The organism is Bradyrhizobium sp. STM 3561 (assembly GCF_045571455.1).
In the GTDB taxonomy this organism is placed as follows: domain Bacteria; phylum Pseudomonadota; class Alphaproteobacteria; order Rhizobiales; family Xanthobacteraceae; genus Bradyrhizobium; species Bradyrhizobium vignae.
In genome coordinates this window covers 6,764,437-6,784,375 of sequence record NZ_CP120695.1, presented here as the reverse complement: position 1 = coordinate 6,784,375, position 19,939 = coordinate 6,764,437, and the positions used below count along the sequence as shown (strand labels likewise).

Below are 19,939 nucleotides of genomic sequence, written 5' to 3'. Positions count from 1 at the left end.
GCAGGACCGCGGCGTGTCAGAAAATGGTCATAAAGACGTATAGGCCGAAGACGGCACGGTCAAGACGAGTCAATTCGCCCGATTACCGAAGAAGTCCTTGACCTTGGCGAAGAAACCCTCGGATTCCGGCTGGGTGTTGCCGGAGGAGAGCTTGTCGAACTCGGCCAGCAATTCCTGTTGCTTCTTGGTGAGGTTCTGCGGGGTCTCGACCACGACCTGGACATACATGTCGCCCATCTGACGCGACCGCAACACCGGCATGCCCTTTGATGCGATGCGGAATCGGCGGCCGGACTGGGTTCCGGCAGGCACTTTCACCTTGGCCTTGCCCTTGTCGATGGTCGGCACCTCGAATTCGCCGCCGAGCGCGGCCGTCACCATCGAGATCGGCACGCGGCAGTGCAGATCGGCGCCATCGCGCTGGAAGAACTGGTGCTGGGCCAGCGACAGGAAGATGTAGAGGTCGCCGGGCGGACCACCGCGGACCCCGGCCTCGCCCTCGCCGGCGAGCCTGATCCGGGTGCCATCCTCGACGCCTTGCGGAATGTTGACCGACAGCGTGCGCTCGCGCGTGACGCGGCCCTGGCCCGCGCAGGAGGGGCAGGCGTCCTCGATCATCTGGCCGCGTCCCTGGCAGCCGGGACAGGTGCGCTCGAGCGTGAAGAAGCCCTGCGACTGCCGCACACGGCCCGCGCCGCCGCAGGTCGAGCAGGTCTTCGGCTTGGTACCTGCCTTGGCGCCGATGCCCGAGCAAGCCTCGCAGGTGACCGAGACCGGGATCTCGATCTGCGCAGTCTTGCCGCCAAAGGCTTCCTCGAGCGTGATCTCCATATTGTAGCGCAAATCGGCGCCGCGCTCGCGGCCACCGCGGCCGCGCTGCCCGGCCATGCCGAACAGGTCTTCGAAAATGTCGGAGAAAGAGGAGGCGAAGCCCGCGCCGAAACCGGGGCCGCCGCCAAAGCCGCCGCCCTGCTCGAACGCGGCGTGACCATAGCGGTCATAGGCGGCGCGCTTGTCCTTGTCCTTCAGGACCTCATAGGCCTCGTTGATCTCCTTGAATTTGACTTCGCTGGTCTGGTCCCCCGGATTGCGGTCCGGATGGAATTTCATCGCCAGCTTGCGGAACGACGATTTCAGCTTGGATTCGTCAGCGTCGCGATCGACTTCGAGGGTCTCGTAATAGCAGCGCTTGGTGGACGTGGACATGTTCAGCTCGGTCTATCCAATCGCGATTTCAAGTTGGGGCGAAACAGCGTTGCCACGCAGCAATATAAGCGCCCTTCCGCCTCGCGGCAGAGGGCAGCCTGGCAGCGCTGAGAATAACGGCTGGGAATTGATCGATGGTAACGGGCGCCTTGCCCGTGGAGCCCGACACGACGGCCTCCCCCGCGAGGGAGGAGGCCGGTAGCGCGTGTGGGGTCCAAGCCGTCCGCATCGCCACCCTCTCGGGCTTATGCAGACTTCTTGTTGTTCTTCTCGTCGTCGACCTCGGTGAATTCCGCGTCGACGACGTCGTCCTTGGCCGCGTCCTTCTTGGCGTCGGCCTCGGCCTGCTGCTTGTACATGGCTTCGCCGAGCTTCATCGAAGCCTGGGCCAGGGTGTTGGTCTTGGCCTTGATCGCCTCGGCATCGTCGCCCTTCAGCGCCTCCTTGAGGTCGCTGACGGCATCCTCGATGGCGCGGCGCTCGGTCTCGGAGACCTTCGAACCGTGCTCGGCGAGGGCCTTCTCGGTGGAATGCACCAGCGCGTCCGCATGGTTCTTGGCATCGACCGCCTCGCGGCGCTTCTTGTCGGCCGCCGCATTGGCCTCGGCGTCCTTGACCATCTTCTCGATGTCGGCTTCCGACAGGCCGCCCGAGGCCTGGATGCGGATCTGCTGCTCCTTGCCGGTGGCCTTGTCCTTGGCCGAGACGTTGACGATGCCGTTGGCGTCGATGTCGAAGGTCACCTCGATCTGCGGCATGCCGCGCGGAGCCGGCGGAATGCCCATCAGGTCGAATTGGCCGAGCATCTTGTTGTCGGCCGCCATTTCACGCTCGCCCTGGAAGACGCGGATGGTGACGGCATTCTGATTGTCTTCAGCCGTCGAGAACACCTGGCTCTTCTTGGTCGGGATCGTCGTGTTGCGATCGATGATGCGGGTGAACACGCCACCCAGCGTCTCGATGCCCAGCGACAGCGGGGTCACGTCGAGCAGCAGGACGTCCTTGACGTCGCCCTGGAGCACGCCGGCCTGGATCGCGGCACCGATCGCCACGACTTCGTCCGGGTTGACGCCCTTGTGCGGCTCCTTGCCGAACAGCTGCTTCACGACATCCTGGACCTTCGGCATGCGGGTCATGCCGCCGACCAGCACCACCTCGCCGATTTCACCGGCGGTGACGCCGGCGTCCTTCAGCGCCTTGCGGCAGGGCTCGATGGTTTTCTGCACGAGGTCGTCGACCAGCGCCTCGAACTTGGCGCGGGTGAGCTTCATCGTCAGATGCTTCGGACCGGTCTGATCCGCGGTGATGAAGGGCAGGTTGATCTCGGTCTGCGTCGTCGAGGACAGCTCGATCTTGGCCTTTTCAGCGGCTTCCTTCAGGCGCTGCAAGGCGAGCTTGTCGTTGCGCAGGTTGATGCCCTGCTCCTTCTGGAACTCATCGGCGAGATAGCCGACCAGGCGCATGTCGAAGTCTTCGCCGCCGAGGAAGGTGTCGCCATTGGTCGACTTCACCTCGAACACGCCGTCACCGATCTCGAGAATGGAGATATCGAAGGTGCCGCCGCCGAGGTCGTACACCGCGATGGTGCCGGCCTTGGTCTTGTCGAGGCCATAGGCGAGCGCGGCCGCGGTCGGCTCGTTGATGATGCGCAGCACTTCGAGGCCCGCGATCTTGCCGGCGTCCTTGGTCGCCTGGCGCTGGGCGTCGTTGAAGTAGGCGGGAACGGTGATGACGGCCTGGTCGACCTTCTGGCCGAGATGGGCTTCCGCGGTCTCCTTCATCTTCTGCAAGATGAACGCCGAGACCTGCGAGGGCGAGTAGGTCTGGCCGTCGGCCTCGACCCAGGCGTCGCCGTTGGAAGCCTTCACGATCTTGTACGGAACGAGCTTCTTGTCCTTCTCGACCATCGGGTCGTCGTAGCGGCGGCCGATGAGGCGCTTCACTGCGAAGAAGGTACGCTCGGGATTGGTGACGGCCTGGCGCTTGGCCGGCTGGCCGACGAGGCGCTCACCGTCATCCGTGACGGCGACGATCGAAGGCGTCGTGCGCATGCCTTCGGAATTCTCGATGACTTTGGCGTTCTTGCCATCCATCACGGCGACGCACGAGTTCGTGGTGCCGAGGTCGATCCCAATGACCTTTCCCATGGTCCTGATATCCTTCTTTTTGCGGCAGGTTGGCTGGGCCCAGAAGGCACCCGAACCGAAACCCCCTAAGATCAAACATCCGCGATATTGCGATGATTGAGGCTCATATAGGAGGGGGGGAGGGGCCCGCAAGGACCGAAGCTACGTTTCTGCCGCGAAAACATTGGGTTTTGGAAGATCATATCTGGGCTCCACCGCCCTTGCGGGTGAGGAATTATTAACAGGTTCGCGCTTCGGCAAGCCCCCGCTTCCGCGAGCGGCCCCTCCCTGTTGCGGCAGGGCCAAACCCGCTAAAAGGCTGACCGGCCGGACAGCCGGCGCAGCTGCTTCGCGCGACAAAGCGCCCGGCGGCCGACCATCGAACGGCCTCAATGTGAACCAATCAGAGTGCCCATGACGCTGATCCGCCCCCTCGCCGCACTCGCCCTCCTCGCCGTCTCCGCGTTTCCGGCCTACGCCGCCGACGCCGTTTTCCCACCTGGCTTGCGCCTCGGCATGGTGCCCCTGGTCGGCCTCAGCACGGCGAAAACCTTTCCGGGCTTCGAGAGCGAGGACGGCAGCGTCAAGGTGCTGATCACCGAGCTGCCGCCGGCGGCCTATGGCGAGGTCGTGAGCGCGTTCAATTCCAATCCTGCCGGGGCCAATGGCGTCAAGCAGGACAAGATCGAGACCCCCGCGGGCCTTGCCTATTTCACGACCGAAAGCGGCAAGGCCGACGATACCCCGGTGAAGCGCTATTCGATGATCGTGCCCGGTGCCGGCTTCTCCGGCTATGTCGCGGTGCAGATCCCGGAGAATGCGACCAAGATCTACACCGATGAAGCGGTGCGGCAGATGTTTGCGAGCGCCACCACCCGCAGGCAGGTCTCGGCCGAAGAGCAGATCGCGCTGATGCCGTTCAAGATCACCGATCTTGCCGACTTCAAGGACGTCCGGACCCTGGCGCCGGGCTCGAGCATCATCCTGGCCGATGGCGATGAGAGCACGGGCTACGAGTCGCGGCCGTTCATGATCCTCGGCCTGATCGGCGCCACCCCGCAAGCCGCCGACGACCGCGCCCGTTTCGCCCAGGAGGCGGCACTCCAGATTCCCGGCGTGCGCGAGTCGCGGATCACCATGTCCGAGCCGATCCGCATCAACGGCCAGCAGGGTTTCGAGACCCGGATCGACGGCGTCAGCGGCAAGGATAAGGTCCCCGTGACCGTGGTGCAGTGGATCCGCTTCTCGAGTGGCGGCGCATCATTGCGCATCATCGCCAGCGCCCCGCGCGACAGATGGCAAGCCGCCTTCACCCGTTTCCGCGCGGTGCGCGACGGGATTCAGCCGAAGGGGTAGACGCGTCCCACGCGCGAGATGCGCTCCCTCCCCACCCGCCCCCACCCGCGGGCGGGCGGTCGGGGAGAGGGTGTCTCCGCAATCGAGACCGCGCTCTGCAAGCGCAGCAACCTCTCCCGCAAGGGCCCGCAAGGAGAGGTGCGCCGAGCACGCCGCGAGCCCAACCCCTCACCAAGACCGGCTGCATTTTCGGGCTTCTGTTCGTATACGAACGGAACTACGCTCCCCTCCGTTGGATCATCCTAAGGGGAGGCGAACGATGCTGGATCGGCGACACGTCTTGGCAATGCTTGGAACGACGGCACTGGCGACGCTCGCGCCAAGTGCGCTGTTCGCGGCCGCATCGATCAAGCCGGACGACGCATCAGCCCTGCTCGTGATCGACGTGCAGAACTGCTTCCTGCCGGGCGGCAGCCTCGCGGTGAAGGAAGGCGAGCAGGTGGTGCCCGTCATCAACAGAATCGCGAAGGCGTTTTCCAACGTGGTGATGACACAGGACTGGCACACGCCCGGCCACATTTCGTTTGCGTCGGTTCATTCAGGCAAGAAGCCGTTCGAGACCATCGACCTGCCCTACGGCAAGCAGGTGCTGTGGCCCGACCATTGCGTGCAGGGCACCGATGGCGCTTCGCTGTCGAAGGACCTGTCGATCCCGCACGCCGAGCTCATCATCCGCAAGGGTTTTCACAAGGACGTCGACAGCTACTCGGCCTTCCTCGAAGCCGACGGCAAGACCTCGACGGGGCTTGCCGGCTACCTGAAGGGACGCAAGATCAAGCGCGTCTTCGTTGCAGGGCTCGCGACGGACTTCTGCGTCGCCTGGACCGCGCTCGACGCGCGCAAGGCGGGTTTCGAGGTTTATGTGGTGGAAGACGCCTGCCGCGGCATCGACACCCAGGGCTCGCTGGCAAAGGCCTGGGCCGACATGGCCAAGGCCGGCGTGAAGCGGATTCAGTCTGCGGATATCGCGGTGAGCGCGTAAGATTTACGATCAGTCGTTCCGGTTCGATGCAAAGCATCGAACTCCGGTGCGCAATTGCGCACCGGATTCCGGGTTCGACTCTGCGAGCCGCCCCGGAATGACTCGTCGCTTACCGCTCAGTTCGGCGCGCCGCTCGACTCGTTGTTGTTGTTGGCCGCGGTCGCCGCCTTCGCGCCGCCCTTGGCGACACCGACCAGCGCCGGGCGCAGCACGCGCTCGCCGATTGTGTAGCCGGCCTGCACGACCTGCACCACGGTGCCCGCCGGCACCGAGGCATCGGGCACTTCGAACATCGCCTGCTGGAAGTTCGGGTCGAACTTCTGGCCCTGCGGATCGAATCTCTTCACGCCGTGCTTTTCCAGCGCGTTGAGCAGCGAGCGCTCGGTGAGCTCGACGCCCTCGATCAGCGAGATCAGGCCGGGATCGGCCGCGGCACGGGCTTCGGCCGGAACGGCGTCGAGCGCGCGCTGGAGATTGTCGGCGATGTCGAGCACGTCGCGCGCAAAGCCGGTGATGCCGTAGAGGCGGGCGTCAGCGACCTCCTTGGTGGTCCGCTTGCGCAAATTCTCCATCTCGGCCAGCGTCCGCAGCATGCGGTCCCGCGCCTCGGCGGCCTCCTTCTGCAACGTCTCGACCGAGCCGGGCTCGGGATCGTCGGGCATGATGTAGGGTTTTGACACCACGGGCTCGCCGGTCGCTGCAGTCGTGTCTTCGGGTTGCCGGTCTTGCTCGGTCATCGGCTCTATTCTCGAACTCGTTTCCAGGGATTGTTGGCCCGGATATCGTGCCTGAGGCCACGAAAATCAAGCGCCCGTGATCGGCGGAAACGCCGGTCAGCCCCCCAGCAGGCGGCTGACGATACGGGCGGCGTAGTCCACGGTCGGGATCACGCGGGCATAATTCAGCCGCGTCGGGCCGATCACGCCGAGAACGCCGACGATGTGGCCGGCGGCATCCCGATAGGGCGCGATGATGGTGGAGGACCCCGACAGGGAAAACAGCTTGTTCTCACTGCCGATGAAGATGCGTACGCCCTCGGCGGTTTCGGCCCGGCCGAGCAGGTCGATGACGCCCCGCTTGGTCTCGAGGTCGTCGAACAACAGGCGCACCCGCTCCAGATCCTCCAGCGCATGCAGATCTTCGAGCAGATTGGCATGGCCACGAACGATGAGCTGGCGGTCCTCGTTCTCGCCGCCGGACCAGCTGGCAATGCCGGCCGAGATCACCTTTTGCGTCAGCTGATCGAGCTCGGCGCGGGCCTCGGCGAGCGCGGTTTCGAGCTCGAGCCGCGCCTCGGCCAGCGTGCGGCCGCGGATTCGCGCATTGAGGAAATTGCCAGCCTCGATCAGAGCCGAGGAGGGAACTCCGGGCGGCAGCGTCAGCACGCGGTTTTCGACCTGGCCGTCCTCGCCGACCAGAATCACCAGCGCCCTCTCCGGTTCCAGGCGGACGAATTCGATGTGCTTGAGCCGCGCATTGGATTTTGGTGTCAACACGACAGCGGCGGCCCGGGTCAGGCCGGAGAGCCGCATCAGGGCCTGGTCCAGCGCCGCCTCGACCGACTGCGCCTCGCCGACGGAGGAGAGCTGGCTCTGGATCGACTGCCGCTCGGCCTCATTGAGGTCGCCGACCTGCATCAGGGCATCGACGAAGAAGCGTAAGCCTAGTTCCGTCGGCAGCCGGCCCGCCGAAGTGTGCGGGGCATAGATCAGGCCGAGCTGTTCCAGATCGGCCATGACGTTGCGGACCGAGGCCGGTGACAGCGGCATCGCGATCAGGCGCGAAATATTGCGCGAGCCCACCGGCTCACCGGTCGCGAGATAGCTTTCGACAATTTGACGAAAGATGTCGCGGGAACGCTCGTTGAGCTGGGCGAGGCCTGCGCGCGGCGCGATCAGATGGATCGGATCGTGATGGGCCACAGACGGTAACTCCTCTCAGATGCTCATAATTTGTCCATCCAGGGCGGTTCTGACAAGCGGGGCGTTTGCGGCCTCGAAGGCGAGGGGTGAAAAAACCTTGCCGCCCACCCCTGCCCCACCTACAAGCACCGCGAACAGCCTTTTCCCGTGAGTTTTGGAGGATTTCCCATGCGGCCAAGCCGCCGTGCGCCCGACGAATTGCGCCCCGTGACGCTGGAGCGTGGCGTGGTCAAATATGCGGAAGGCTCGTGCCTGGTGAAATTCGGCGACACCCATGTGCTGGTCACCGCCACGCTCGAGGACCGCCTGCCGCCCTGGCTGAAGGGCCAGGGCCGCGGCTGGGTCACCGCCGAATACGGCATGCTGCCGCGCGCGACCTCGGAACGGACCCGCCGCGAGGCCTCAGTCGGCAAGCAGAGCGGCCGCACCGTCGAGATCCAGCGCCTGATCGGCCGCTCGCTTCGCACCATCATCAATCTCGAAGCGCTCGGCGAACGCCAGATCACGGTCGATTGCGACGTGCTCCAGGCCGACGGCGGCACGCGCACGGCCTCGATCACCGGCGCCTGGGTCGCGCTCGCCGATTGCGTCAACTGGATGAAGGCGCGCAACATGGTGAAGGCCAACGTGCTGCGCGACAACGTCGCCGCGATCTCCTGCGGCATCTACAACGGCACGCCGGTGCTCGATCTCGACTATGCCGAGGATTCCGAGGCCGAGACCGACGCCAATTTCGTCATGACCGGGGATGGCCGCATCATCGAGGTGCAGGGCACCGCGGAACGCGAGCCGTTCACCGAAACCGAGTTCCTGGCGTTGATGGCGCTGGCGCGCAAGGGCGTCGCGCGTCTGGTGGACTTGCAGAAACTGGCCGTGGCGTAGTCAATAGGCCATGCACCGCCGAATCACGGACAAGCTCGTCATCGCCACCCACAATCCCGGCAAGCTCGCCGAGATGAAGGAGCTGCTTGCGCCGTATGGGATCGAGGCGGTGTCGGCCGGTGAGCTCGGTCTGGACGAGCCCGAGGAAACCGGAAACGACTTCCGTAGCAATGCCGCGATCAAGGCGAGCGCCGCGGCGAAGGCGACCAAGCTTCCTGCTTTCGCCGACGATTCCGGTATCGTCGTCGACGCGCTCGACGGCGCGCCCGGCATTTTCTCGGCGCGCTGGGCCGGCCCAAACAAGGATTTCGCGGCGGCGATGGCGCAGATCGAGCGGCTGTTGCAGGAGCGCGGCGCCACCACGCCCGACCGCCGAAGAGCGCATTTCGTCTCCGCGCTCTGCGTTGCCTGGCCCGACGATCATCTCGAACAGGTCGAGGCGCGCGTCGACGGTACGCTGGTCTGGCCGCCGCGCGGGAATGCCGGCTTCGGCTACGATCCCATGTTTCTGCCCGATGGCCACAGCCGTACCTTCGGCGAGATGGAAAGCGTCGAGAAGCACGGCCTGCCACCGCTCGGCCTCGGCCTGTCGCATCGCGCCCGCGCCTTCGTGAAACTGGCGGAGATCTGCCTTGAGCCGCGCTAAGGAAGCCTTTGGCGTCTACGTGCACTGGCCGTTCTGCCTGTCGAAATGTCCCTATTGCGACTTCAACAGCCATGTCCGCCACGCCGCGATCGACGAAGCGCGCTTCGCCTCCGCCTTCGGACGTGAGATCGAAACGACCGCACGGCGTGCGCCGGGCCGCGAGGTGACCTCGATCTTCCTCGGCGGCGGCACGCCGTCGCTGATGCAGCCTGCAACCGTCGGCGCGGTGCTCGATGCGATCGGCAAGCATTGGGCTGTCGCCGGCGACGTCGAGGTCACGCTGGAGGCGAATCCGACCAGCGTCGAAGCCACGCGCTTTGCCGGCTATCGCGCTGCCGGCGTCAACCGCGTCTCGCTCGGCGTGCAGGCGCTCGATGACGCCTCGCTGAAGGCGCTCGGCCGCATGCACAGCGCGCGCGAGGCGCTCGATGCCGTCGCCATCGCGCGCCGCTCGTTCGATCGCTATTCGTTCGACCTGATCTACGCTCGCCCCGACCAGACGCCGGCGATGTGGGCCGACGAGCTGCGGCACGCCATTGATGAAGCGGCCGAGCATCTGTCGCTCTATCAATTGACGATCGAGGAAGGCACGCCGTTCTTCGGCCTGCACCAGGCCGGCAAATTGAAGACGCCGGACGAAGCCGCCGCACGCGCGCTCTATGATGTCACGCAGGAGACCTGCGACAAGCTCGGCCTGCCCGCCTACGAGATTTCAAATCACGCGCGGCGCGGCGCCGAGTGCCGGCACAATCTGGTGTACTGGCGTGGCGAGGAATATGCCGGCATCGGCCCCGGCGCGCATGGCCGCCTCGACATCGACGGCATCAGGCACGCCACCGCCACCGAGAAGCGTCCCGAGGCCTGGCTGATGCGGGTCGAAACCAACGGCGATGGCATCGTCACCGACGAGCTGCTCAACAGCGAGGAGCGCGCCGACGAATTCCTGCTGATGGGATTGCGTCTCGCCGAAGGCATCGACCCCGAGCATTACAGGGCACTCTCTGGCCGCCCGCTCGATCCCCGCCGCATCGCGCTCCTGCGCGAGGAGGGCGCCATCACGGTCGATGCAACGGGACGGCTGCGCGTGACCAGCAGCGGATTTCCGGTGCTGGATGCCGTGGTAGCGGATCTGGCGGCCTGAGCTCTCTCCCCGTCGTCGTCCCGCACGAAGGGGAGAACCGGCTACGCCCCAAAACTCTTCGGCGAGCCCGCGACCGCAACGCCGCCGCCTTGCGTCACCTTCATCACTGCGAGCCCACGCTCATTCGTGCCGTCGGCGCGGAAGCGGAACAGGCCGTCGATGCCGGCGAAGCCAGAAGGATTCGTGAGCACATCGGAGGAGAAGCGTTGGCCGCCCTGCGTGCGCGCGAGCGCGGCGACGAGGGCGACCGCGTCATAGGCGAGCGTGGCGGTTCGCACCGGCTCGCCGCCATATTTGGTGCGGTAGCGGCCGGAGAAGGCGCGGAAGCCGGCCGGGTCGGGCGCGGCATAGAGGCCGCCTTGCAACGCCGCGCTGGCATAGACGCGCGGATTGTCCCACAAGCCGGTGCCGAGCAGCTGGATGTTGCGCAGGTTCGCGCCCGCCGCGGTCATGGCATCTGCCACCGACACGACGGCATCGCCGTCATCGGCGATGAACAGCGCATCCGCGCTGCCGAGTTGCGGCGCCACGGTGCGCGCCGGCGTGGCGCGATCGGCGCCGTACTTCTCGAAGGCGACGATGCGTCCGCCGCGCCGCGGAACGGCCGCCTTCACGGCGGCCTCGACGACATTGCCATAGGCATTGTCGGGTACCAGCACGGCCACGGAGCGCTTTCCGATGCTGGCGGAATATTCGACGATGCGGTTGACGTCGGACTCCGGCAGGAACGAGAGCAGATAGACGCCGCGTCCGGCGATGCTGGAATCGGTCGAGAAGGCGAGGACGGAAATGCCGCGCGTGCGCGCGACCTGTGCCACCGCCGGCACCGACTGCGCGAACAGCGGCCCGAGAATGATCTCGGCGCCTTCGTCGACCGCCTGCTGCGCGCCGGCCTGTGCGCCTTGCGGGCTGCCATTGTCGTCCTTGATCAGCAGCTGGATATTCGGGTTCTGGAACTCGGCCAGCGCCATCTCGGCGGCATTGCGCATGGATTGCGCGGCGAGGCCCGCATTGCCGGCGGCCGAGAGCGGCAAGATCAGACCGACCTTCACGCCGCCGGTGCCGGCGGTCGTCGCCTGCTGCTGGGGACCCGCCGGCTGGGCCGGCGGTGTGGAGCTTGAGAACGGGTTGGAGAACTGGCTGAGACCTTGCTGCACGCCGGCGCAGGCCGACAGCACGGGCGCACCGAGCAACAGGCCAAGCGCACTCCGGCGGGTCGCTCCCGACAATCGGGACCCCGGAATGGGAGACTTTGGATGACGCGGGCCCACCATGGCAGCTTCTCTTCTGACCGGCCGTCGCCGGCCGGTCATGACATTGCTTCCGCGGCACAAGCCCGCGGATTCAGGCATATTGTCGGCAAATGGTTAACCAAAACAAAAGGATAACAAGCGCTTAACACGGCCGCCTCCCCGTCCCGGCAGCTGTTCACCATCACTCATTCAGCATCAAGGCGGCGTTTCCGTCGTGAATATGGCGCAAGCGCCCTGATTACCTCTCAACGTGATCCACATTCCCGTCCGTTCCCCGCCCCTCACCTCCGCACGATCTTTTTCCGCCAGCCGGTTCCCAGCCCTGCGGATCGTGCCTAAGTTGACCTCATTATGCGCGCAAAGCCGGCCCCGATAAATACGCCTGAAGCTCAAGACGCCGCCATGCGCGGCTTCTCCATCGATGCCCATCGGTTTGCCGCGCCGAAGGTCGCGCCGGGCCTCCATCTGGTGGCGACACCGATCGGCAATCTCGGCGACATCACCCTGCGGGCGCTTCAGACGCTCGCCGGCGTCGATGTCATCGCCTGCGAGGACACCCGCATCACGCGCCGCCTGACCGAACGCTATGCGATTGCGGCGCAGCTCAAGCCCTATCACGAGCACAATGCGGAAGCGGCGCGCCCGAAGATTCTTGAAGTGCTGGCGCAAGGCGGCTCGGTCGCTCTGGTGTCGGATGCCGGCACGCCATTGATCTCCGACCCCGGGTTCAAGCTGGTGCGCGAGGTCTGCGCTGCGGGCCATCCGGTGTATGCGCTGCCCGGCCCATCCTCGGTGCTGGCAGCTCTGTCGGTCGCTGCATTGCCGACCGACCGCTTCTTCTTCGAGGGCTTCTTGCCGGCGAAATCGGCAGCGCGCCGCGCACGCCTGGCCGAGCTTGCGCGCATCGACGCGACGCTGGTGATGTTCGAATCGGGCAATCGCATGCAGGCCACATTGACCGATCTCGCCGAAATCATGGGTGAACGAGAGGCAGCGGTCTGCCGCGAGCTGACCAAGTTGCACGAGGAGGTCAGGCGTGCCCCCCTCGCCGAGTTCGCGCGGCAAGCCGACGCGCCGGAGACGCGCGGCGAATTCGTTCTCGTGATCGGTCCGCCTGCAGCCGACGCCGACGTGCTGGCATCGGATGCGCTCGACGGTCTCTTGCGCGAGCAGCTTGCCGCCAACAGCGTCAAGGATGCCGTGGCGCATGCGGTGGCACTGTCGGGCCGGCCGCGCCGCGAGGTCTATGCCCGCGCGCTCGAGCTCGCAAAGGACCTGCGAGGCGGCGATGGCGAAGACTGACCCTCCGGCGGAACCGAAGGTCGCCTCGCCCGAGCGCGTCGCCGCGTTCCGCACCGGCATCTCCGCGGAGAGCCGCGCCGCCGCATACCTCATGGCCAAGGGCTATCGCATCCTCGCCAAACGTTACCGCACCCCGTATGGCGAGATCGACATCGTGGCGCGCCGCCGCAATTTGATCGCTTTCGTCGAGGTCAAGGCGCGGGCGAGCCTGGATGACGCTGCTTTCGCCGTGACGCCGCGCCAGCAGCAGCGCATCATCGACGCCGCCCAAGGCTGGCTTGTGGCGCATCCCGAGCATGCCGAATTCGAATTGCGATTCGACGCCATGCTGATTGCGCCGCGCTCGCTTCCGCGCCATGTGTTGGCGGCATTCGACGCCTCGACCTGAAAGGCAGATCATGAAACTGAACGTCGCCGTCCAGATGGATCCCATCGCCCGCATCAACATCAAGGGCGATTCCACCTTTGCGCTGCTGCTGGAGGCGCAGCGGCGCGGCCATGGCCTGTCTTATTACACGCCCGACAAGCTCTCCATGGTCGGCGAAGAGCTGGTCGCTCCGGTTCAGCTCCTGACCGTGCGCGACGAGCCCGGCAACCACTTTACCTTGGGCGAGCCCAAGCGCGAAGCGCTGAACGGTTTTGACGTGGTGCTGCTGCGCCAGGACCCGCCGTTCGACCTCGCCTACATCACCTCGACGCATTTCCTGGAGCGCATCCATCCGAAGACGCTGGTCGTCAACGATCCTGCCTCCGTGCGCAACGCGCCGGAAAAGCTGTTCGTGATGGATTTTCCGCAGCTGATGCCGCCGACGCTGATCTCGCGCGACCTGGATGAGATCAACGCGTTTCGCGACAGGCACGGCGCCGTCGTGATGAAGCCGCTGCACGGTCACGGCGGCGCGGCCGTATTCCGCGTGATGCCGCAGGACATGAATTTCGGCTCGCTGTTCGACATGTTCTCGGTCACATTCAAGGAGCCTTGGGTGATCCAGCAGTTCATCCCCGAGGTGAAGCACGGCGACAAGCGCATCATCCTCGTCAACGGCGAGTTCGCCGGCGCGGTGAATCGCGTGCCGGCCACCGACGACCTGCGCTCCAACATGGTGCGCGGCGGCGCGGCGCAGGAGACCGAGCTCACCCCGCGCGAGCGCGAGATCTGCGCCACGCTCGGCCCGGCGCTGCGCGAGCGCGGCCTTTTGTTCGTCGGCATCGACGTCATCAACGGCAACCTCACCGAGATCAACGTCACCTCGCCGACCGGCATCCGCGCCATCTCGCGGCTCGGCGGCCCTGATGTCGCGGCGAAGATCTGGGACGTGATCGAGCAGAAGCGGAAGAAGTAGCTTCCGCGCACGCTGCTACGAGAGCGTATGATCTCTCTCCAACGCCGTCCCGGACAAGCGCAGCGAAGCGGAGCGCCGATCCGGTTCCATTCCCACAGGACGTGGTGTGGCGAAAACTCGCCGTTGGTACTTCTATCTTTTACAGCCGAGATATCACGCGGTATGGGTCCCGGCGTTCGCCGGGACGACACCGATGTTGTGGTGCCTTGCTGCCGTCTCGCCGGTACAATCACGCGGCTTCAGGCAGGCCCTTTTCACTAACCACCCGTTCACCATGACGCCCCGCGTCTCATCCAAATGCGCGCGTCGGGATGCGTGAATCTACGGAGCCGCGTGGCCTCAGATAACGCGACGTTCACCATCTGCCGAAAACCAGCATCGCTGGCCGGCGATCGCGTTCGGCCTCGCAACACCCCTTATACTTTTACTCCCTACTCATCGACGCGGGGGAACACGCCAGGTGCGGTTCGAGTGCCCCGCGTAAGAGTAGAAACGTATGAATACCGCACGCATCGTCGTTCTCGTCATCGCTCTCGGCGCCGGCGGCGTCGCTGCGTATCTGGCGAGCGGCTATCAGAATGCACCCGCGCCCGCCCTCCCGGCCGCCGAGAAGCTGCCGACGGTCGAGGTCCTTGTCGCGAAGAACGACATCCAGCTCGGCCAAGCCGTCAAGCCCGACGACCTGCAATGGCAGGCCTGGCCGGCGGCGACTGCGAGCAGCGCCTTCATTCGCCGCGACAGCCGGCCCGAGGCGCAGACCCAGATCGCCGGCTCGATCGCGCGCGTGCCCTTGATGCAGGGCGAGCCGATCCGCGAGCAGAAGCTGGTCAAGGCCGAAGGCTCCGGCTTCATGGCCGCGATCCTGCCCTCCGGGATGCGCGCCGTCTCCACCGAGATTTCAGCCGAAACCGGGGCCGGCGGCTTCATCCTTCCGAATGATCGCGTCGACATCGTCCTGACCCGCCGCCTGAAGAATCCCGACGGTAACACCAACGGTCCGACCGGCGGCAACGATCTCGTCCTGTCCGAGGTCATTCTGACCAACATCCGCGTGCTCGCGATCGACCAGGCGCCGAAGGAGAAGGACGGCCAGAACGCCGTGATCGGCAAGACCGTCACGCTCGAGCTCCGGCCCGACCAGGTCGCCACGCTCTCGGCCGCACGCCAGGGCGGCACTCTGACACTCGCATTGCGCAGCATCGTCGATGCCAACGCGGTCGACGGCACACCCGAGGACCAGGCGATCAAGCGCCCGGGCGGCGTGAGCGTGATCCGTTATGGCGTGCCGGCACGGCAACTGACGTCACAGAGGTGATGGGGACAGCATGAACTACGGGGGTGATCGGACCGGCCTGCGCATTCGGGGGAAGCGCGCGCGCGCGCTCCTGGCGGGGACGATATTGATACTGGGGCTCGCGGCCCCCGGCGTGCTCAGTGCTGCGGATGCGCCGGTCGGCGACCAGGAGCCGATGCAGGCGTCGGATCTCGGCGTGTCGTCGGTGGCGACGATCGCACCGGCGCGGACGCGCTTTCTGTCGCTCGGCATCGGCAAGTCCGTCGTCATCGACCTGCCGCGCGAGGTCAAGGACGTGCTGGTGGCCGACCCCAAGATCGCCAATGCGGTGATCCGCTCGGCCCAGCGCGCCTATATCATCGGTGGCCAGGTCGGCCAGACCAACGTCGTGTTCTTCGCCGCCGACGGCCAGCAGGTCGCCTCCTACGACATCGCGGTGAAGCGCGACCTCAACGGCATGCGCGCCGCTCTGCGCCAGTCGCTGCCGGGCGTCCAGATCGAAGGCGTCGGCGACAGCGTGATGCTGACCGGCTCGGTGTCGAGCCCGGTCGAGGCTCAGCAGGCCGGCGACGTCGCCGCAAAGCTCGTCGGCGGCTCGGACAAGGTCGTCAACAACATCGTGGTGCGCGGCCGCGATCAGGTCATGCTCAAGGTCGTGGTCGGCGAGGTCCGCCGCGATATCGTCAAGCAGCTCGGCGTCGATCTCAGCGCCAGCCTGAACGCCGGCACCGCCGTGGTGAATTTCAACAATTCCAACCCGTTCTCGGTCTCCGGCGGGCCGATCGTCGGCAGCAATGGGCTCGGCGTCTCCGGGCTCGCCAAGGGCGTTGCCACCGTCAACGCCACCATGCGGGCGATGGAGAGCGCCGGTGTCATGCGCACGCTGGCCGAACCGAGCCTGACCGCGATCTCGGGCGAATCCGCCACTTTCGTCGCCGGCGGCGAATTCCCGATCCCCGGGGGCTATGCCTGCGATCCGGTCACTCACGTCTGCACCACCCAGGTCACCTACAAGAAGTTCGGCATCTCCCTGAACTTCACGCCGGTCGTGCTCAGCGAAGGCCGTATCAGCCTGCGCGTGATGACGGAGGTCTCGGAGCTGTCGAACACCAACTCGATCACGTTGACGCAGGCCGTGTCCTCGTTCGCGAACAACTCGATCACCATTCCATCGATCCAGACCCGCCGCGCCGAGACCACGCTGGAAATTCCCTCGGGCGGTTCGATGGCGATGGCCGGCTTGATCCAGCAACAGACCAAGCAGGCGATCAACGGGCTGCCTGGTGTCGACCAGGTGCCGATCATCGGCGCGCTGTTCCGCAGCCAGGACTTCGTCAACAACGAGACCGAGCTGATGGTGATCGTGACGCCCTATGTGGTGCGCGCGGTCGCTCAGAAGGAATTGTCGCGGCCCGACGACGGCTTCGCGCCGGCCTCGGACGCGCAGAGGGCGCTGCTCGGCCGGGTCAATCGCCTCTACGGCATCGCGACCCGTGTCGATCCGGTCGCCGGCACGCCCGGTGATTTCGGCTTCATCATCGACTGAGACGAACGGTTTGGGGACCGGGGCGCGAAACGGGGGCAAAGGGGACCAGGCGATGACGACAACATCAGCCGATCGACGTCGCAATTTGCGGATCACGCTGGCACTGACGGGGCTCTCTGTCATGCTCGGCGCCTGCAACACCACGGAGATCGTCACCCAGACGGTGCCGACCGATTATCGCCAGCGCCACCCGATCGCGGTGCAGGAAGGCAAGAAGTCGATCGTGATCTTCGTCGGCAAGGCGCGCGGCGGCCTCTCGGCTGCACAGCATGCGGACGTCGCGGGCATCGCGCGGGACTGGGTGCGCGAGGGCACCGGCTCCGTCGTCGTCGACGTGCCCGCCGACACCGCCAATTCGCGCGCGGCTGCTGCGACCTATCAGGAGATCCGCTCCGTGCTCACGTCCGGCGGCGTGCCGTCGCGCGCCATCGTCCAGCATCCCTACCGTCCTGAGGATCCCGGGCTGCTGCCGACCATTCGCCTGAGTTATTCGAAGATCGCGGCCGTCGCCGGGCCGTGCGGGCTGTGGCCGGAAGACGTCGGCCCCTCCATCCTCGACCCCGGCTACAACGAGAACCGGCCTTATTTCAATCTGGGCTGCGCCAGCCAGCGCAATCTCGCCGCGATGATCGACAACCCGGCCGACCTCGAGCAGCCGCGCGCCGAGACACCCGCCTATACCGCACGGCGCGACATCGCCTTCGACCGTTACCGCAAGGGCACGCCGATCGCGACGCCCTCTCCCGAATCCGACAAGGCCAAACTCAGCGATACCGGCAAATGACACGGCTTGACGAAGAAGACGCGGACGATCCGCTGCACCCCGACGAACATATCGCGCCTGTTCCTCGCATTTCGGTGCAAGCCTTTTGCGAGACCGAGCAGACGCTCAAGGCAGTGACCGCGGCGGGCCAGGATCGCCGGCTCGCCAAGGCTCACCTCACCGCCAAGGACGGTGGCCTCGCTGCAGCAATCGAAGCCTATGAATCGATGCCGACACCGAACGTGATCGTCATCGAGTCCGACGGCACGCGCGACATCCTGGAGGGACTCGACGACCTCGCCGGCGTCTGCGATCCCGGCACCCGCGTGGTCGTGATCGGCAGCCCCAATGACACCGCGCCCTATCGCGAGCTGGTGCGCCGCGGCGTCAACGACTACGTGGTCGGACCGGTCGAAACCCTCGACGTGGTCCGCTCGATCTGCAGCCTGTTCTCGGCGTCCGAGGCCATCATCACCGGCCGCGTCATCGCGGTGGTCGGCGCCAAGGGCGGCGTCGGCGCGTCCACCGTCGCGCATAATCTGGCCTGGACCATCGCGCGAGACCTTTCGCTCGATTCCGTCGTGATCGATCTCGACCTCGCCTTCGGCACGGCGGGTCTCGACTACAACCAGGACCCGGTGCAGGGCATCGCCAACGCGGTGCTGTCGCAGGACCGGCCGGACACGGCGCTGATGGAGCGCCTGCTCGCCAAATGCACCGATCGCCTCAGCCTGCTTGCGGCGCCCGCCACGCTCGACCGCGTCTACGATTTCGGTGCCGAAGCTTTTGACGCGGTGTTCGACACGCTGCGCATGACCACGCCGTGCATCGTGCTCGACGTTCCCCATCAATGGTCCGGCTGGACGCGACGCGCGCTGGTGAACGCCGACGATATCGTCATCGTGGCCGAGCCCGATCTCGCCAACTTGCGCAACACCAAGAACATGCTGACCGTTCTGAAGACAGCGCGGCCGAACGACCGGCCGCCGCTGTACTGCCTCAACCAGGTCGGCATGCACCGGCGCGCGGAGATCGAGGTCAAGGCGTTCGCCAAGACCATGGAGAGCCAGCCGATCGCGGTGATCCCGTTCGATTCGAAACTGTTCTCGACCGCGGCCAATAACGGCCAGATGATCGCGGAGGTCTCCAAGACCCACCGCACCACCCTCCTGTTCCAGAACATGGCGAACCGCCTCGCCGGCCGCGGCGACGTGAAGAAGCCGAAGCGCTCGCTGCTCGAGCCGCTGTTGAAGAAGCTGAAGGGCAGGTCAGGGCGCGGCTCGGCCCCGCATCGCAAGGCGTCATAGGGTACATCAGAGGGGCGGATTACTTGTCCGCCCGCTGCTGCTTCTTTGCCAGCAGCTGCTTCAGCGCCGCGACCTTGGCCGCTGCCTGGTCCGGCGGCAAATCTGCCTTCACGAGGATTTCGGCCTCGGCCTCGCGCCCCTGCAATCCCAGCACGAGGGCCAGATTGGCGCGGACCCGCGCATCGTTCTGATTGCGCTGATAAGCGCGGCCGAGCACCTGTTCGGCCTTCGACAGATTGTTTTGCAGCATATAGGACAGTCCGAGATTGGACAGCACGGTCGGCTCGTTCGGCACGATCTTCAACGCCGCGGCGTAATATTGCTGGGCTTCCTCGTTGCGGCCGAGCTGATCGAGCACCGCGCCCTGCGCCGACAGAATGCGCCAATCGGGATCCTCCGGCGAATGCGCCCGGCCGAGGACGTCGAAGGCCTGCTGGAAATTGCCGTTGTCGGCGAGTGCGCGGCCATAGCCGGCGAGCAGCGCCTTGTTGCCGGGACGGGCGAGCACGGCCTGCTCGAGCACCGCGACCGCCTGCGCGCGCTGGCCGCTGTCCCGCAGCGCCTTGCCGTATTCGATCGCGATTGCGGGATCGCTGGGCTTGGCACGATAACGCTCGCGAAGTGCGTCCATCTCCGGCCTGGCGTCGGCCTTGCTGTCGGCCTCAGCGACGGACGCCTGCTTGCCGCCGAGCGCACCGGTGACGTCCTCGATGCCGGTGGTCTGACAGCCGCCGAGGGCAAGGATCAGTACGGCGGAACACAGATATCTCGCCGGGGGAAAAGCGAGGAACGAACGCTTGGACATACTCTGATCACTCGGCAACTGATCAGAGATGCTTACCCATTAACGCTAAAGTCCCGTTAAGGAGG

General features: G+C 65.8%; 18 protein-coding genes. 12 read left to right on the top strand and 6 right to left on the bottom strand.

Features of this window, described 5'->3' with window-relative positions:
- Positions 1–69: 69 nt before the first annotated feature.
- Both dnaJ and dnaK read right to left on the bottom strand, forming a co-directional pair.
- Positions 70–1,206: a molecular chaperone DnaJ gene (gene dnaJ / locus P6U28_RS32185; RefSeq protein ID WP_122400221.1), complete on the bottom strand. Its 1,137-nt coding sequence runs from the start codon at positions 1,204–1,206 to the stop codon at positions 70–72.
- 245 nt (positions 1,207–1,451) lie between these two features.
- Positions 1,452–3,353, bottom strand: a complete 1,902-nt coding sequence (gene dnaK / locus P6U28_RS32180) for a molecular chaperone DnaK (RefSeq protein WP_407120470.1) — start codon at positions 3,351–3,353, stop codon at positions 1,452–1,454.
- A gap of 393 nt (positions 3,354–3,746) precedes the next feature.
- Here dnaK and P6U28_RS32175 point away from each other — a divergent pair, with 393 nt between their 5' ends.
- Both P6U28_RS32175 and pncA read left to right on the top strand, forming a co-directional pair.
- A complete protein-coding gene (locus tag P6U28_RS32175; protein ID WP_164937202.1) occupies positions 3,747–4,688 on the top strand; it encodes a hypothetical protein in 942 nt (313 codons plus the stop codon).
- A gap of 259 nt (positions 4,689–4,947) precedes the next feature.
- Positions 4,948–5,670, top strand: coding sequence for a bifunctional nicotinamidase/pyrazinamidase (gene pncA, locus P6U28_RS32170; protein WP_122400225.1), 723 nt, complete (start codon positions 4,948–4,950; stop codon positions 5,668–5,670).
- 116 nt (positions 5,671–5,786) lie between these two features.
- On the opposite strand, the gene grpE is transcribed toward pncA, so the two are convergent.
- Both grpE and hrcA read right to left on the bottom strand, forming a co-directional pair.
- A complete protein-coding gene (gene grpE / locus P6U28_RS32165) occupies positions 5,787–6,407 on the bottom strand; it encodes a nucleotide exchange factor GrpE (protein ID WP_122400226.1) in 621 nt (206 codons plus the stop codon).
- Between the two features lie 96 nt (positions 6,408–6,503).
- Positions 6,504–7,592: a heat-inducible transcriptional repressor HrcA gene (gene hrcA / locus P6U28_RS32160; RefSeq protein WP_122400227.1), complete on the bottom strand. Its 1,089-nt coding sequence runs from the start codon at positions 7,590–7,592 to the stop codon at positions 6,504–6,506.
- 168 nt (positions 7,593–7,760) lie between these two features.
- On the opposite strand from hrcA, the gene rph reads away from it, so the two are divergent.
- Genes rph through hemW form a run of 3 tightly spaced genes read left to right on the top strand, consistent with a single transcriptional unit; the run spans position 7,761 to position 10,261 of the window.
- Entirely contained in the window at positions 7,761–8,474 is a 714-nt protein-coding gene (rph, locus tag P6U28_RS32155; RefSeq protein ID WP_122400228.1) for a ribonuclease PH, read from the top strand.
- Between the two features lie 10 nt (positions 8,475–8,484).
- Entirely contained in the window at positions 8,485–9,120 is a 636-nt protein-coding gene (gene rdgB, locus P6U28_RS32150; protein WP_129145731.1) for an RdgB/HAM1 family non-canonical purine NTP pyrophosphatase, read from the top strand.
- A complete protein-coding gene (gene hemW / locus P6U28_RS32145; RefSeq protein WP_129145732.1) occupies positions 9,107–10,261 on the top strand; it encodes a radical SAM family heme chaperone HemW in 1,155 nt (384 codons plus the stop codon). The genes rdgB and hemW overlap by 14 nt, the downstream gene beginning before the upstream one ends.
- 41 nt (positions 10,262–10,302) lie before the next feature.
- Here the strand turns inward: hemW and P6U28_RS32140 are convergent, their stop codons facing one another.
- Positions 10,303–11,535 carry a penicillin-binding protein activator gene (locus P6U28_RS32140; RefSeq protein WP_209294885.1) on the bottom strand — a complete coding sequence of 411 codons (1,233 nt, stop codon included), beginning with the start codon at positions 11,533–11,535 and terminating at the stop codon, positions 10,303–10,305.
- Between the two features lie 330 nt (positions 11,536–11,865).
- Here P6U28_RS32140 and rsmI point away from each other — a divergent pair, with 330 nt between their 5' ends.
- From rsmI to P6U28_RS32105, 7 genes are all read left to right on the top strand, one after another.
- Complete coding sequence (gene rsmI, locus P6U28_RS32135) at positions 11,866–12,816, top strand: 16S rRNA (cytidine(1402)-2'-O)-methyltransferase (protein ID WP_122400232.1); 951 nt, start codon at positions 11,866–11,868, stop codon at positions 12,814–12,816.
- On the top strand, positions 12,803–13,204 hold the full coding sequence (locus P6U28_RS32130; RefSeq protein WP_129145734.1) for a YraN family protein: 402 nt from the start codon (positions 12,803–12,805) through the stop codon (positions 13,202–13,204). The genes rsmI and P6U28_RS32130 overlap by 14 nt, the downstream gene beginning before the upstream one ends.
- A gap of 10 nt (positions 13,205–13,214) precedes the next feature.
- Positions 13,215–14,159 (top strand): glutathione synthase, encoded by a 945-nt coding sequence (gshB, locus tag P6U28_RS32125; RefSeq protein WP_122400234.1) that lies wholly within the window; start codon positions 13,215–13,217, stop codon positions 14,157–14,159.
- A gap of 496 nt (positions 14,160–14,655) precedes the next feature.
- Positions 14,656–15,474: a Flp pilus assembly protein CpaB gene (cpaB, locus tag P6U28_RS32120; RefSeq protein ID WP_407120468.1), complete on the top strand. Its 819-nt coding sequence runs from the start codon at positions 14,656–14,658 to the stop codon at positions 15,472–15,474.
- Positions 15,475–15,484: 10 nt separating this feature from the next.
- The gene (locus tag P6U28_RS32115; protein WP_129145737.1) at positions 15,485–16,999 is read left to right on the top strand and encodes a type II and III secretion system protein family protein; all 1,515 of its coding nucleotides are present in this window, start codon (positions 15,485–15,487) and stop codon (positions 16,997–16,999) included.
- Positions 17,000–17,051: 52 nt separating this feature from the next.
- The gene (locus P6U28_RS32110) at positions 17,052–17,783 is read left to right on the top strand and encodes a CpaD family pilus assembly protein (protein ID WP_129145738.1); all 732 of its coding nucleotides are present in this window, start codon (positions 17,052–17,054) and stop codon (positions 17,781–17,783) included.
- Positions 17,780–19,069, top strand: coding sequence for an AAA family ATPase (locus P6U28_RS32105; RefSeq protein WP_122400238.1), 1,290 nt, complete (start codon positions 17,780–17,782; stop codon positions 19,067–19,069). Before P6U28_RS32110 ends, P6U28_RS32105 begins: the two co-directional genes overlap by 4 nt.
- A 19-nt stretch (positions 19,070–19,088) precedes the next feature.
- Here P6U28_RS32105 and P6U28_RS32100 read toward each other — a convergent pair whose 3' ends face one another.
- Complete coding sequence (locus P6U28_RS32100; protein WP_129145739.1) at positions 19,089–19,874, bottom strand: tetratricopeptide repeat protein; 786 nt, start codon at positions 19,872–19,874, stop codon at positions 19,089–19,091.
- Between the last annotated feature and the right edge of the window lie 65 nt (positions 19,875–19,939).